The organism is Vibrio sp. 10N.222.51.C5, assembly GCF_041474575.1.
Lineage (GTDB): Bacteria > Pseudomonadota > Gammaproteobacteria > Enterobacterales > Vibrionaceae > Vibrio > Vibrio crassostreae_C.
This window is the reverse complement of sequence record NZ_JBFRUJ010000010.1, coordinates 35,844-51,572: the sequence shown is the minus strand read 5'-3', so window position 1 is coordinate 51,572 and position 15,729 is coordinate 35,844. Positions and strand designations below refer to the sequence as shown.

General features: G+C 39.2%; 13 protein-coding genes. 1 reads left to right on the top strand and 12 read right to left on the bottom strand.

Annotated features, from left to right (window positions below; genetic code table 11):
- Positions 1 to 5 precede the first annotated feature (5 nt).
- Complete coding sequence (locus AB4558_RS03445) at positions 6 to 1,457, bottom strand: P-loop ATPase, Sll1717 family (RefSeq protein ID WP_372158012.1); 1,452 nt, start codon at positions 1,455 to 1,457, stop codon at positions 6 to 8.
- A 623-nt stretch (positions 1,458 to 2,080) separates the two neighbouring features.
- Here AB4558_RS03445 and AB4558_RS03440 point away from each other — a divergent pair.
- The gene (locus AB4558_RS03440; RefSeq protein WP_372158009.1) at positions 2,081 to 2,827 is read left to right on the top strand and encodes a sce7726 family protein; all 747 of its coding nucleotides are present in this window, start codon (positions 2,081 to 2,083) and stop codon (positions 2,825 to 2,827) included.
- Positions 2,828 to 2,856: 29 nt separating this feature from the next.
- Here AB4558_RS03440 and AB4558_RS03435 read toward each other — a convergent pair whose 3' ends face one another.
- From AB4558_RS03435 to uspB, 11 genes are all read right to left on the bottom strand, one after another.
- Positions 2,857 to 3,984, bottom strand: a complete 1,128-nt coding sequence (locus AB4558_RS03435) for a beta family protein (RefSeq protein ID WP_372158006.1) — start codon at positions 3,982 to 3,984, stop codon at positions 2,857 to 2,859.
- Between the two features lies 1 nt (position 3,985).
- A complete protein-coding gene (locus AB4558_RS03430) occupies positions 3,986 to 4,483 on the bottom strand; it encodes an ImmA/IrrE family metallo-endopeptidase (protein ID WP_372158003.1) in 498 nt (165 codons plus the stop codon).
- Positions 4,480 to 5,046 carry a hypothetical protein gene (locus AB4558_RS03425; RefSeq protein WP_372158000.1) on the bottom strand — a complete coding sequence of 189 codons (567 nt, stop codon included), beginning with the start codon at positions 5,044 to 5,046 and terminating at the stop codon, positions 4,480 to 4,482. The genes AB4558_RS03430 and AB4558_RS03425 overlap by 4 nt, the downstream gene beginning before the upstream one ends.
- 323 nt (positions 5,047 to 5,369) lie before the next feature.
- Positions 5,370 to 6,593 carry a hypothetical protein gene (locus tag AB4558_RS03420; protein ID WP_372157998.1) on the bottom strand — a complete coding sequence of 408 codons (1,224 nt, stop codon included), beginning with the start codon at positions 6,591 to 6,593 and terminating at the stop codon, positions 5,370 to 5,372.
- 35 nt (positions 6,594 to 6,628) lie between these two features.
- Positions 6,629 to 7,393, bottom strand: coding sequence for a hypothetical protein (locus AB4558_RS03415; protein WP_372157995.1), 765 nt, complete (start codon positions 7,391 to 7,393; stop codon positions 6,629 to 6,631).
- Positions 7,394 to 7,791: 398 nt separating this feature from the next.
- A complete protein-coding gene (locus AB4558_RS03410; protein WP_372157992.1) occupies positions 7,792 to 9,363 on the bottom strand; it encodes a TnsD family Tn7-like transposition protein in 1,572 nt (523 codons plus the stop codon).
- Between the two features lie 32 nt (positions 9,364 to 9,395).
- Positions 9,396 to 10,820, bottom strand: a complete 1,425-nt coding sequence (locus tag AB4558_RS03405) for an ATP-binding protein (RefSeq protein ID WP_372157990.1) — start codon at positions 10,818 to 10,820, stop codon at positions 9,396 to 9,398.
- A complete protein-coding gene (locus tag AB4558_RS03400; protein WP_372157987.1) occupies positions 10,817 to 12,955 on the bottom strand; it encodes a transposase in 2,139 nt (712 codons plus the stop codon). Before AB4558_RS03400 ends, AB4558_RS03405 begins: the two co-directional genes overlap by 4 nt.
- Entirely contained in the window at positions 12,942 to 13,769 is an 828-nt protein-coding gene (locus AB4558_RS03395; protein ID WP_372157985.1) for a TnsA endonuclease N-terminal domain-containing protein, read from the bottom strand. The genes AB4558_RS03400 and AB4558_RS03395 overlap by 14 nt, the downstream gene beginning before the upstream one ends.
- A gap of 131 nt (positions 13,770 to 13,900) precedes the next feature.
- The gene (locus AB4558_RS03390; RefSeq protein ID WP_372157983.1) at positions 13,901 to 15,094 is read right to left on the bottom strand and encodes an NAD(P)/FAD-dependent oxidoreductase; all 1,194 of its coding nucleotides are present in this window, start codon (positions 15,092 to 15,094) and stop codon (positions 13,901 to 13,903) included.
- 250 nt (positions 15,095 to 15,344) lie between these two features.
- On the bottom strand, positions 15,345 to 15,668 hold the full coding sequence (uspB, locus tag AB4558_RS03385) for a universal stress protein UspB (RefSeq protein ID WP_004735557.1): 324 nt from the start codon (positions 15,666 to 15,668) through the stop codon (positions 15,345 to 15,347).
- Positions 15,669 to 15,729 lie beyond the last annotated feature (61 nt).

Genomic DNA, 15,729 nt, shown 5'->3' with positions numbered 1-15,729 from the left:
TTTTATTAGTTGATATTTAGGTACTTTCGATAGCTTGGGTGCACAGTCCAGATAAGATCATTATTTCGGTTTTGCTGAGAATAAAATAGATCTGGGTCATCAGTATAAAATGTAAATTGCTGAGAATTATCAGGCAACTTAGAGATCAAACCTGTCTTGTATACAAAGTGACCTAAATCGATAAGTTCACAGTATGGTTTACCATCAATAACTGGAATGTCTGACGCATCTCGCCCTTTTATAAATTTACTATCCAATACCATTTCCAACTCTGAAAAAGTATATTCTTTTTGACCAGCTCTAAATGAATCGATCAAGTTTTCCAGCTCAGGAAATTGGTGTTGATGTTCTTTTATCAAATCATCGCGTCTATTTTGACCATATTTTGTCAAAACCTCATTAAACTGCCTTAAGGACACTTTACAACGACTTTTATGAGCCTGAATTGCAGCCATTCTACATAATTGCCCCATAGAACGAGGACGGTGGTTTGAAAATGCGTTAATAGCATCAAAAACAGGAGCTTCTTTCCCCCCCCATTTTATAGGACTAATAAATATTAGCTGGAATAATTTATTATAGTCTCGGTCGTACTTATACTTTGCTTCGATAGACGAAGGGTGCTTTCTTTGAACATAAGAAAGTATTTTCTTCGCCAGCATCTCTCTCATTTGTTTTTTTGTCCAAACAATATTTACAATATATTGATCCCATTTATCAAGATCTTCTACATGTCTTAAGTTTGTCCAGACATCAGAGCGCACTGTTGCTCTAACATTCAAGTTTTTGACATCAAAACAAAGTCCACGGATTGCACTGAAGAAAGAGCTAATACGATACTGAAAGTCTTCACTGTCTATATATTTTGCGTCAATATCATCAACCAGTAACCATACTTTTTTTTCTCTATTTTCTTCTAAATAGTTGTTAAGAAGATTTTCTAACTTTTTCGGTTGAAACCCTTGAGTTTCAGCACCAAATACAGGAATTTTACCTTTTATTCGAGATATGAGCCCACCAATTAAGTTTTTGCTCTTCATGCCTTCTAGCTCAGAGATCTCGACCATCGACATTTCATCACTAGTTAAAGCAAAGTTAATGGTCTTACCTATATGGATGTTGATTTCCTTACAGATAATTTGCTTCCAATAATTTTCAAGGTACGCAGAATCTTTACCATTAAAATCCCCTAACCCAAGTAATGAGTTTCCCGTAACACGAATAACTATTGGGCTGTTATATTCCTTTTTAAACGCCAAGTCATAGTCAAGTTTTGACAATAAGGCTGACTTACCCATACCTTTTCTAGCATTTACAACGCATAGACGATGTTCATCATCATAAAAGTCATCAAATTCATCATTTTCAATAAAGTATGAATTAAGTACTTCCTGAGATTCATCCTCGCCAGCATCGTTACCAAATAACGATCTATCATTCAACTTGAGTCTTAACATATAGCCCGACAATTCCTAATAACAACCAGTTGCAATATTATATACTCAAAAGTTTCTGTTGCATATTGTGCTAAAATAGAGAGTGAATGACAGGAACTACCACTGAACCTTGTGCTGAAAATACTTGTATTAATGTAAGGTCGCTTCCTCTAGTGCTCGTTGCTGAGCTAGATAGCTAATAGAACTTTCCCATCATGCTTTACAGGTGTATCGGTAGTTCCGTCCATTTATCTTAATAACATAAAAAATAGGACACACTATCGATGTAGAACATGTGTTCTAAGTGATATAGTCCAAACACTCAATCTTTATCACCTTCCAACACTAAGCAAGTAAAAACAGCGGCTTTTTGGTAGTGAACCGACTTTTGTACACTCTCCTCTCTAGGCTCCCTTTACTACGCATAAATCTCATTCAAAATCTTCCAACGACTCTAATTTTCGTCCGCAATCCATTGTTCCAACAGAGTTCATCCACATTCCCCCTAATAATCATAGCCATAGAGGGACTTTGTCATGAAGGAGCCAAATACAACAAGCTACAGGCCATAACTACCTTTTATAACGCTAAATTATGCTAATATAGAGACGTTGACCAATACAAAGATACTCCTAACTTAAGCAATGAAAGAGAAACTCAGATTTTTAGAGCCTGACATAAAAGCTCTTACCCTTAACTATCTACGAGATAGAAGCATCATTGACGAAAACTCTATTATTATGAGTGAGTTGACTGTAGGCGACTTCTCCCGACGTGTCGATTTAGCTATCTATAATCAGGGTAAACTTCTAGCGTTCGAAATTAAAAGCGAAGCAGACTCTTTAAACAGGTTAAGCGGTCAAGTCGACAAATATTTGGAGTATTTTGACAAAGTTGTCGTAGTCTCAGATAAAAAATTCACTTCCATGCTTACTAACTCCCTGCCTAAGAATGTGGGGTTATGGGAAGTAAATAACTCTAAAATCAAAGTTAAACAAAGAGGACAGCTTCAACGAAAGATTGATAGTTCAAAACTGATTGACATGATGGACCTCATCGACCTACACAAGCTATCTTCGAAACTAGAATTCAAAACCGAAAAGGATAGGGGGTCTGTTGAGAAATCTCTAGGCTCCGTTTCAAACAAAATCCTACGTCAGGGCGTAGAAGCTACACTGAGACGAAAATTTTCAACTGTAACACACACATTTATGACAGCTACAACCAACAGAGAGGTGGAGAGAGAAGATATAAAAATTCTAAGTCGATTTGGTGAGCATAGAGATAAAAAAGAACTTGAGAAAAAACAGAGTAGAGAATTCTGGGATAATATAGAGCAACATGCAGCTGCTTTTAAAAAGTTTGCAGAGACCTTAACTTCCCCAAGTTAAAGCCTCCTTCTAATAGCTATTAACAAATATTAGTCTTCCCAATCATCATCAGTATCTCCCATTACATCTAATGAGTCATAGTGTAACTGAGTATAGAGGTGCTTGTTGATTCGGACTGCTGTAGCTTTTTGAGCGCTATTAATACCAAACTCATCCCCCTTGCTAGTCAGCTCAATTATGTAATTTGCCCATAATGCAAGCTCATCCTCCCAGTAGGGTTCTTTCATAATCTGTTTGGAGATGAGCGTATACAACTCCATTTTTTCTTTTCTTACTAGAGCTTGTTTTTCACTTTTCGTTAATGACTCTGAAACCTCACTAAACTCCATTCGAATAAAATTCCACTCATTCCTACACGCATAGTCTATTCTTGGTGGCGGAACACCTGCTCCTCCAGACATTTTAGTCGCCCTTGCACTACCACGATCAGAATATACCAAATCAGAAATTGAAGATTTAACCTTATCAAATAGAGCCCTTTCATAAATACTCTTCACCCCTTTATAGTAACCACCGAAACTATCAGGAAAAGATGTAGAAGAAAGGGATAACATCGCTTTAGGAAGCATCATTTTTATAGCTTTCAAGTACAAAAGTACTTGATGGCTCAACTCAACTTGTTCTTTTGTTATTTGCTCAAGATCTAAAATAATCAATAGGTCATCAACATCTTTTAAATTAGGGAGTATTGATTGATACCTTTGAGACTCAAGATCCACTTGCTTAAGTTTTACAACAATGCCTCTTCCAAATGTACTAAGTACCTTAATTTGAGTTTCAATCTCACTTAGCTCTTTCAGTTGAAGACAAGGCACTGCTTTAGTGTGTTCTTTTATAAAGTTACACCAATTACGATAACCATTCGTAGGTTTGATCAATTCTAGTAAATCATGATGAACTGGACGATAGGCTTCTTTCTTTCGTGCAAGTAAATCTTCATAATCTATGTCAGCAATCCATTTTCTATCTTTTCCAATAGACTCTTCTACTTTAGAAATGGAATTTTTTAATTCCTTTGAAGAAGCCCAAGACTTAAGAGGAAATACCGGTAAAATTAAGTTTTTATCTTTGTCGGGAAGCTCTTTCAATCCTTGGAGTTCAGACGGGCTAATTGAAAGAATAGGGCAATACTGATAAGAAAAACTACTGTCAAACATTCTAGAACCCCTTCTTACCCAATCTTACTTCTATAGCTGGTATAGATAATTCAGATACTTTCGCTACTTCCTCAACTCTTATTTCTATCCGAGTCTCTTCTGGAAACTCAATACTATCAATCAATGAAAAAGGCATAACGATATCTGCAGCCAGTCTATTAGCTTGAGCTTCTAATATGTTTGATAATGAAGAGCGAAACAGCATTGTATCTTCTATACCATTACCAATTTTATCTCTGTGTAACAAAAAATGTGCAATTTCGTGAGCTAGTGTGAATCGTTGTCGTTCCGAGGAGTCATGCCTACTTATTTTGACTTCTACGACACCGTTAGACTCCTTTATTACACCTGATATGCCTGGCTTTAGCGTTGATCTTTTAACTACAATTCCAAAAGCTTTAGCAATAGCACCAACCTTAATAGGAAAACAAGCTTGGTGCTCAAGAATTATATTTTGTTGCTCAGGAGTTAATTGATACCATTCATTACACCTTTTCATACTCTCTGTTCCTCTTCTTCTGGGAAGTCATTTTCAGAAAGGATATCCCTGTAAACAGCTCTTTCTACGGCGGAATAAATAACTCGATTAAACTGCCCATCTTTGATGGCATTCAATACTAATAGCTCTGACTTTTTCACAGCTGCAGCTGTCGCAGCTTCTTTAATATTTGAATAACCAAAAAACGCCAAAATAGCGATAATTACACCAAGTCCAGTAACGATCAATGTCACACTAGCTAAAGTTAAGCCCAACCACACTTCAAAGCCCATACCTTCCTTATTAGACTGAAGCTGTTCTTTAAGGGCATCCAAGTCTCTCGTTAAAGAAATTATTTCATCCTGTTGCTCTTTATTTAAGCGTGCAAAAGACTGTGCATCTAAATAAAGTTTATCTCTTTTTAATTTCTGAAATTCCCTTTCAGCACTGGTGCTATATTGTTCAACAACACCATACGACGACTGGGAGCCAGCCTCTTGAGCCGAAACAGGAATTCCAGCACTAGAACCAAAAAGGGAAAAAATCAGTAAAACCCTAGAGAGTAAAGGAGTGTAGTTTCGCAAATTAGCACTATTCCATTATTTAAAAGGTTAAGTAACAAGAAATAAAGTAATGATAAGCCACGGTAGCTTCTTATCATAAGTCCTTTTACATCAATCTAAACTGTTTAGAAAATAATTAAACAGCAATAATCATTAACCTTGATATGCATCAACATTGTTAGGGGCTTGCTTTAATGAAACCCATGAAACATACCCGACAAGCACATTCCTCCTTAGCTCCTTTCTACCTAGCTCTTCCAAAAGTTACCTATGCGAAACAAGAATGTACACACCTAAACACCCCCACCCTTGCTAGCTATTTCCAACGGAAATTTACATAATAATCACCACAACTTTAGTTTCAAGATCTCCATTTTCTTCTTATTCATATGCTCCTGATAAGCATGTTTCCCACCAAACTCCGTATACCTTTCATTCTGCGAGATCTCTTGCCTCACTCGGCTTTCACCACAACGTACACCTAAAGCATCCTGATACTGTTGAATCTTACTCTTTAAATTATTGAGAGCATCATCTGTAGCATTGAAAGTCAAACTGTATACACTCTGTTTCTGGGAAGTCGCGAAGATAAGGTTACTAGCTGGACAAAAATCAGCACTCTTAATACCCTTAGGTATTGAACACTTCGAACAGTCTGAAGTCTTACTTTTCAATAAAGCTCGTTTATTACTCGAAATCATCTCATCAACATGTTGAATTTCCGTAATATCTACTCGTTCAATTAAAAAAGCTAAAGCACCTTCATAGTCTTGTTCAATTAGCGCTTCGTAGAACACTTCCGGTGAAAAATGTAATTGCTTCCTAAAAGATAATTTTGATATAGCTAACCTTTCATGTACTTTTAAAAAGCCGTAGTCTAAAATTTCAACGTAGCCACTAGGGAAGAAGCTGAATTTTGAACTCAAGAATCCAACTACTTCCTTTTGCAGACATGGAGCAAATCTCGCATCTTCTACCGCTCTAAGTTTAACTCTAGATTCAAGATCAAAAGAATGAGATGACTCTATCTCACGCCCCTGTAAGATCTTTTGTATATAGTTAAGGGGAGTTTCATTTAAAGGTACAAGCCCTGAAGACAAATCCACTGCATGCACAGAACACAGCTTTCCGACATACCATTCAGATTTAAAGTAACCAAACCCATACTTCCATATTTGGTATTGAATACACTCTCTACAGAATCTAATTGGAAAGGAGCTTTTTGAGCAACCCTTATTATAACTAGGATAAAACACATTCTTATACGACATTACTAACCGCTTTGGCCGATCCTCTTCTCCGCATAAATGTGCAAAAGGATTGTCGAATAATCGAGAATAGTTAAAAGTCATAACATAAGATTCATACAAACTAAGGAGGTCTACTTTATTAAAACTTAAGAAGTCCTCCTTCATCTCATGAGGGATTTCAGGTCGGTACACCCATCCACCAGATTTAGATAAAACTCCAGATAAATCGCTACCTCCCCCCCTCAACACCCCCCTTAAGATAAAGCTGTGCAGTGATTCTCCAAACTGAGGGTTTACATAAGATTTATTACTAATCAAAGCCTTACCCCAAAAGTAAGTTCAAAAACCATATATTACTTATTATTGTTGGTTATAAAATACAACGATGGTTCTCTCACATAAATTGAATCTTCACTTTCAACCGAATATGTCTTGTAATTTAAACTATTGCTACCTATCACCCAGTACTTATGCAGCCGATCCGACAAATCACGCCTAATAGAATTAGCCAAAAAACCTTTATCCTCTACTTTGGAAATTAAACTAGTACTTTGTAGGAATCCGATAGCACCATCAATAGAATCCAGACTTACACCAGTCTTTTTGGCTATTGCTCCCCGACTAAGAACAACGTAAGTTTTACTATTACTTCGACTAGCAAGGATATACAAAAAACATTTGAGGGCATCACGTTCGTGAGAATACCTATTGAGGAAAGCTTCCATTGCTGGAATCTCTTCTTCATTTCTAACAAGCGCTCTTTTAGGAAGCTTGCACCACCCTCGGTAGACTCCTTGATTAAAAGTATAAGTTTTAGTTCGAACACCAGAAGATGACAATAACCCCACCAGATGTAACTTCTTTAAACCTCTAGATACTAACGAACGGCTAAGTGAGCACATAGCTGTCAGCTGATCATATGTAGCTTTTACTTCCAAAATATCGTGTACCGCATTACCACTAGAGCGGTTAACTTGCTTAGCAAGAAGACACAGTACAATAAACAATTTCAACGCAGCGATATCATCACTAACACTCCTTCCACCACTAAAGGACTCTCTTAAAGCTCCCTCAGATATCCAATTCGAGGGCATTTTAGACCACAGCATTAAAGTCATCTCATTACCGCCATAAAGTCATTAATGAACACAAGCAAGTCACTTCCAAATAAGACTAATACTAAAATAAGAGTCGTTATCTGAGGTTGTATCTTAGCGACTCTTTCCAAATTACTTACAAACTGATCTAACATCACTAGCTCCCAAAAATCTTCTAACAAACTGACCTTGAGTACTTTTTACATGAAGCGTTGCTTTGTTTAAACATGTCGGCGCTGAATCTTTCTAGAGAATACAAAATGGCATAAATAGCTAAACAACTGAAATAAAACAATTAAATAGAGCAATAAAAACCACCATTAGTTCACGGTATTACTCTATTAGTTCATAGGAAATGAGACAGGAGCAGTCATTTAACTGTCGATGTAAGTTATTCAGGGGCCAATATAAACAACCTATTATAGGGAGTCGAAGAGCAAACCCACTTTCCGAAGGAACGCTCCAGTCTTTGGTAACTTTTCTATTTTAGAAATCAGCCAACCATGCCCACCGAGGAACCTATCCAATTCGGTTCGAGATAATTTAGCGTTAGAATAACTCACCAACTTACGAACAACTTCAACAAGTTCCTCATCCCTTCGATTCCAATCCACTCGGTCTACATGCTGTGTTTGAGTCGGTTCTGGAAGTACACTTTCGAGCCATTCACGATCATGTGAGTACAACCAAAAAAAGGCAGCTTCAAGGGTATATTTAACCTTTTGACGATAAACATCTGGATTTGAAGTAATAAATCGCATTATTTGATAACGATATTTACGCCGAAAAGACTCAGCTTTACACCTTTTTCGCCACTCTACTAGCCCTGTAGTCGTAGAGATAATTAGTTCTATACTACCAGTCGAAATACCATGACGTTTAGCTAAAACATCGCGATGAAAACCTTTTTTAGCTAAGTGAACTACAGCAGCTTTAAGGCTTGGGGTAATTATTCTTGGTTTCAAATTGACCGGAATGTTGTTCTTCAAAGCGATGCTTTTCACATAACATCGACTTCTATCAATTTCCCGACTTACTGCTGCCATGGATAATCCAGATCTCAATAAATCGCAACATTGTTCCTCTTTGCTTGGTAACGCTGTATGAGTATTCGACCCAGTATCTGTTTTGTCACAGCTCTTAATTCGAGATAGATAGAACCCCAACAGTAAATGCTTAAATGGATGTTGAGGATATTGGCCAGAAAGTATAGTGGAAACAAATCGATAGTCTTCTGATGACCTAATCGACAGATCTGAATGTGTGGGAAACAATGCCTCTGATAATTCAAACAACTCCCTTGTTATGATCTTTCGTTTAACTCTGCCACTTAATGTCAAACCACCATTAATACCTAATTGTTTAAGATATGTGTTACACAAAGCCTTATAGCTTGGTTTCTTAGACTTTAAGCTTTGGACTTGATTAGATACAAATTGTGCGAAATCTCTAGCTAGATCATCACAGTAGATAGATTCACTTCCCACATAAGGAAGTAGCTGACCGTTAACGTGATTTCGGCTTGGGAGCTCATTATGAATTAGCCATACTTTATGCTTAGAACAAGCTTCAATTCCGGGAACTTGATGAATTAGATGCCAATAAGCGACACCAAAGTCGTATAAATTATCTTTAGCACATATCGGACAGTGCTTCACAGATAAGTGTTCTTTTTCACGAAAGGTAGAAAGCTGACTAGCCCTTATGATCTCATTTGAGCTTGCCGAGACGTCGTCAACAATCACACGATATTGCGGCACGTAATAAGAAAATAGAGGACGAAGTGTTTGATCTAATAGGATATTTTGTGGCGATTCATTAGAGAACTGACCAATAACGTGCAGATTCGATGTAAGGTAAGGGTGAATAGAAGCTTTCTCGTCTCCCAAGAGCTGCTTTAGCGCTTGCGCAGGAGTGTATTCACAAATAGCCAAATAACGGCATATACGGCTAAAGAGAGACTCATCAGGTAGTGCTTTAGGCAGCTGCATGATGAACCTCCTGTTTAGATAAGACCTATTAATTAACTATAGGCGAGTTCTGAGAGTGGACCGTCAAGAACGATGTTTCGAGATCTTAGATAACGCATAGGGTCCTCTAATCCTGCAGCTTGCTGGAACAGGTCAGGGTCATCAATTCGAGCTTTTAAATCAACAGCTTCAACTAGTTCAATAAGCTTGGAAGCAAACTCTGGATGTTGTGGTTTGGTGATATCACCTGTTTTATCGACAGTTTTTACCACTGGGGTTTCTATACTCCGAGTACTACGTTTCCTACCCTTGGGTAGTGAAATAGCCACTTTGAGATCATTCACTTCTTCAGTCTGTCTTGAAAGCCCGCATGCAACAGTATTACCTGATTCTAACGTTGCAGGCGTAATACGCTCATCATCACCGCCAATAACTAACCGTTGTGCTTCTCGGTAAGTGCGGCTCGCCATATCAATATTACCAACCGAAAGTGCATGAAGTGCGTCATTAAGCTCTTCCGAAAGCTCCGTATAAACGTTTGTCCATTGGTATTGCCATAACTGATCTACAAACGCGTTCCATGAAACACTGTCCCGACCTAATACAGACATAGTGTGGTGATAGCCACTTTCAGCACGACGAGCCGCCTTAAGTTCTTTTATTAAGGATTGATCAAACGGAGGATTTGCTACGAAGAAAAGCGGAACACCCAATTTATTCATCAATCGGTGTAAAAATTTTAATAAGTTGTTTTCTCCACCTGTTCGCTTGAACTTTAGGTTCTGCATTTCATCAATAACGAGCATGCCAATAAAGCTTGATTTCATGCACTGCTCTAACTGCCGAACTAAAGCACCTATCGTTCCTGCTGGCTTTGTTTTTTCCCTATCAAGAGTTAGATCTAATGTCGATAATATCTCTTCACACAAGTCCCTAACGCTTGAGTTACTAGGACAATCCACTTTAATCCACACAACTTGCTTCCTAAGCTCTAATGGTTGCCCTTGATATAACTCATGCTCAATAACATTCGGGAAGTAGCTTAAAACTTGCTCCACCATTGAAGTTTTACCAACACCACTTTCACCAATAAGAGTAAGTCCGTCACCTTTAGGCTGAAAGAAGCCTGTACGTGGTTCTATATCGGGTCTTTCATCGACTAAATAGTGTAGATATTGCGCTGTTGTTGGGCTAAGTGGGTTCTTTGCTGAATAGCCCTTTTTTATAGCTCTCTCTACCGCTCTGAAGCACGCTTCATAGTCAATCAGAGGTTGTCTGATTTCTTCTATACGATTTAGATATTCATCACGCACTAATGGATCTGGGTGATCGGCTATGTCTTCTGCATAGTCAGGGTAGTTACTAAAATCCTCCATGACACTTTCCCACGTTTTCTTAACTGGAAGCGCTTCTATAAGAGGGTTCCCTTGATGCTCTGGCAGAATTGCATCTTGATATGTAGCAGGTTCAATTCTCATAGCTCACCTCGGGTAGTTCTTCTTTTTCTACCTTTTGGCAACGGAATAATTTTGTTACCTGTAGATAAAGGGGCAGGCACATCATTGGCATCCGAAGTCTCAAGTGGTGGTGCAATCATATTGGTGGTGGCTTCTAGCTCTTCTTTTCGACGTTGACGAGTGTTAGCTGTTTTATCCCTAAAAGAGACCTTCTCTGCATCTTTGCTTCTTTTCTTTGCTTGACGGGTTATTTCCTGGCGATGTTTATGGTCGTCAATTGAGGTCGTTGATATTGGTGTTAACTCTTTCTTAGTATCAAGCCAATCCTGTATAAAGTCAGATTCATACATAGACTTATCACCCAACATTCGACTCCGAGGCAGCAAGTTACACCTAATGAACTCCTTGTTTTTATCTAAGCGAACATAGATGTAATTCGTTGTATTTTCATCAATACGCGCCTCTAGTCTCCAGCGCCCAGATGACCTAGCGACCGATGCCAAATTAAGTTCTTCAACTTCTGAGCACGAGTAATACATACCATTAAAATATATTCCGCTTCGAGTCATACTGACCTCTGCTGAAGGCAACAACCTAGCTATAACTTCATCACCATTAGCTGATTGAAGTTCATGACGATGCTTTGCGATATGTATTTTCCAATAGTTAATAGGTGTCGGAGATAGGTCATTCTCGATAAGCAAAGGGCTAGAAAAAGCTAAACCATCAAGAATCGAACGATTATGTTCTAGTACCGCTTTTATTATTTCAGCGGTAACTTCCTTAAGCGTATAGATCGCGTCTTTTCGTGGATCTCGACTACCTCGTATAACCTGTCCACCTCTCGTTGTACCCAGTAACTCATGAAGTACCTCTTTATTGATAATATCAAAGCGCTTCTCTACCACACCCTTACAGTCTGGCCTATATGGTGGAGTAAACGATAGTTTCGTCATTGGCGTCAGTGCTTTGTTGGGTTGCACCCCAATCATTTCACCATTGTCACAAACCAGCTCATTAGGGATGTGGGCACAAGGCCATTCTGAATCTTCAATATCTACGCCAAAGCTTTTACAGTAAGTAGATTTAGGTAAGAAACTATTCGTTAATGCCTGACGTGCTGCTCGCCATGAAGCATGATAAAGCGATACATGCATGCCAACTATCATTCGGCTCGCTCTGTCTGCAACGATATAAATCGTCGGACGCCCTAAGATATACTGAGACCCAAGCTCAGATACGATATGCACATCAGCAACGGTTGCATCAATTTCGAAGTGAGCTCCAGGCAAGTAACTTCGATCAGTTATACTCCCTAACGCAGCTCTTTTGTTTCTGAGGTAATCGTTTTCTGAGGTTCGTTGTTTGATTGTTTGTTCTTTACTAAATAGCTTTGTTCGCCAATAACTAAACTGTTTTTTGGTTGGGACTAAAGGAGGCCTACCACAAGTTTCAGCTAATTTTATCTCTTTTGAATAGCTATCTTTAAGCAAGTTGTCATAAGTTTTTGCCAGCGTCAGCCCTAATTCTTTGAGGTAATATTTCTTTAACGCTTTTTTGAATTTGTTTTTGTCATCATCACTGACAATATACTTAGCCGCTCTATCGACAGCTATCGTTCTTGGTTGTTTTGGTGCTCCCAAGGATTTCGTTGTTTGAGCTCGCTCTCGCCCAGAACCTCCACTTTTCGAAAAGGCGGGCAATAGAGCCATTTTGTCTTGCCCATTTCGCCAATATAAAGTCAGTAATCTAGATAAAGATTTACGGTCGACACCCACGTCTTTAGCATATTCAGCAAGCTGAGATACGCGTTTCTTAGTCGCATAATCAAAAACAAAGGATCGATCGAATACAATACCTTTGATGTAACCATAATTTTTATCTCGGCGACTAATATGTTCATCTGAAATATTACCTTCATCAACCAGAAGATAGGTTGGCAACTCATAATGTGCTTTTTGGGCTTTGCGGCTAGAAACGAGTTCAATAAAGCTTTCTAGTGAAACGGCTATAGGCCTTACCGTTGTTGAAGTATCAGCAAGCGAAAATAAAATGACAGACTCAACATCTTGCATGATATCCAGCAAACGATAGAGCCCATCTTCAAACAGACCCGAATCATTCACTCTCCAAACGCTATTTCTAGGAAGATCCATATAGAATACCGCCTTGGTGTTCGGCTACATATTTCACATCAATAAGCCCAGATTCAGAGATGTTAGTCGATAGATCTACATCAATAAATTTATCAGCTATGAGGTAACGAATTAACAATAGAGCATCATCATCAGATGTAATATTCATTGATATTAACTGATTACTTAGGTCTTCAATAAAGTGTTGCCCAATATCCAGAACAGAGAGAGCACAATCAACCTGATCACTAGAAAAGACTTTTGGGCTCTCACGAAAAGGGGATGTTGCCCAATGAAGGTTACTACTTTGAACTCTCGTTAATTCATTTCCCGTAAAGTAACTAAATTTAACTCCAAGTAATTCCCAACAGACTCGCTCGATATCTAGTTTTTCAAGTACGCGTAGATCACCCGAGTCATCTTCGGGTTTTACAGAAATTGCATGATATGTAGTACCTTGAGGGGAGTCTATCGTGAGCAACTGATCCGTTGTCATGATAATAGGCTCTTTAGATTGAGGGTGTTTAGGGTGTTCTACACCAAGTGTTCTAGCTATTTTTTGCGTGTAATTTAAAGGAAGAAGTGGAAATTGCTCTCTAATATCAATGACACTATTTGAAAACTCAGCAAGGTAGAAGTGCTCACTTTCAATTGAAGACATCATATGGTGATCTCGTTGAGACTTTCTACCATAGATCAGTGAGCGTGTACCTTTAGATTTTACATCCTGAATCCTAAGCCAAGGTTTGTAGTTAAAGCCTTGCCCAATCCCGTATTTATTCTTTAATGCTCGTTCAAAATCTTTAAACGATTCTAGCTTTCGCCCACGTCCCATACTAAATCCAACAAAGTTTGCCTATATTAACCATAGTAAACAGGGCCACTACGGGCAAACTTTATTGTCTCAAAACGCTCTTACGGGCAAACTTTAGCGCTTACGGGCAAACTTTATTGTCTCTACACAGCTTAAACCCACTGACCTGCTGCAAAGCCAGAACTCCAACACCATTGGAAGTTGTAACCACCAAGCCAGCCCGTTACGTCCATCACCTCACCAACGAAGAATAAGCCTTTGATGTTCTTACATTCCATGGTTTTGGATGACAGGTGATCGGTATCTACGCCGCCTAGAGTCACTTCTGCAGTCCGATAGCCTTCTGTACCATTTGGTGCGACTTTCCAGTTTTCTAGATGCTCAACAATGCCATTAAGCTGCTTTTCGTTGAACTGCTTGAGCGGCTTGTCTTCAAGCTCTTTGCGGTCAATCAGTACTTCTACAAAACGCTTTGGTAATGCTTTCGCTAAGGTGTTTTTCAGGCTCTGATTTGGGTGTTTCTCTCGAGAGTTTTCAAGTAGTTCAGCAACGTCCACTTCTGGTACTAGATTAATCGAAACCGATTGACCCGCTTTCCAGAACGAAGAAATTTGCAATACCGAAGGACCAGATAAGCCGCGGTGGGTAAACAGCAACGCTTCTTTGAATAAGGTGCCGTCTTGCGCGGTGATCTCGGCAGGAATCGCGATTCCTGAAAGCTCAGCAAAGGCTTCTTTGTCTTCTTTATGCAGAGTAAATGGCACCAAACCGGCTGTAGTCGGCATCACAGACAAGCCAAACTGCTCGGCAATCTTATAGCCAAATGGCGTCGCGCCTAGTTTCGGCATCGATAAACCGCCCGTCGCCACGACAAGTGAGTCACACTCAACTTCGTCGGTATTAAGGTGCATCTTAAAGCCAGCGTCTGTTTTTTCGATGGAGTGAACATCACAACGGTAGCGCTGTTCAACTTTCGCCTGCTTACACTCTTCAAGCAACATGCTCACGATGTCTTTTGCAGTGTGGTCATTCACACAGAACAATTGGCCGTGGTCTCGCTCTTCGAACTCAATACCGTACTTGCTCACCATCGAGATAAAATCCCAGTTGGTGTATTGAGATAAGGCTGACTTCACGAAGTGAGGGTTGTTACATAGGAAGTTGTTGGCTGAAACATCATAGTTAGTGAAGTTACAACGGCCGCCACCTGAGATTAAAATTTTTCTGCCTGGTTTCTTTGCATGATCAACCACCAGCACTCGTCGGCCACGTTTACCCGCTTCCGCAGCACACATTAAGCCCGCGGCGCCCGCACCAATTACGATTACATCAAACTTTTCACTCATTGGGGTTCTGCTTTCTTCACTTTTGCACCTCGAGTACGCCCTGTTCTCGAAATGCCATCAATAAAAAAGGATGTGCATAAACAGCACATCCTTACTAATTGCTCGCTATTCTAGCGGCAATTTTAAACTTTGCAATTGATGTTCAATTGTACAATTTGCAGACAGCAGCAAAACCACTACTTGGCTTAGCGAACCAACAACCGAAGCTTTACACCAAAACCTAAACTCTACTTCACACGTACTAAATAACTTAGACGATGAAAGAAGACAGCAACGTTACACCCAGCAGAGCGGAAGAAAGTATAAACAACTGTCTTACGCGATCACACTTCGACATAAACACTTCGTCGTGATGATGGTGGTACTCTTTGCTTTTGATGTAACTAAACAAGCGAACCTGCTTGGTCATATTGCCATGAGTTGTGAAGAATCCACCTCCGTCTACTTGTTGATAAAGTAGAGGATGTGCTTCTCGCATTATATAAATGAGTGTTCTTAGCGCAGTAAAATATCGCGCCCAGTTCACGCAAGTCACAACCATTAGTGCAAATAGAATAGTGTCGCCGCTGATCATCCTTTCCTCCCTACATCTTCATAAGAAAACTCAAAAGAAAAAGATAATCAGTGTCTTTCCC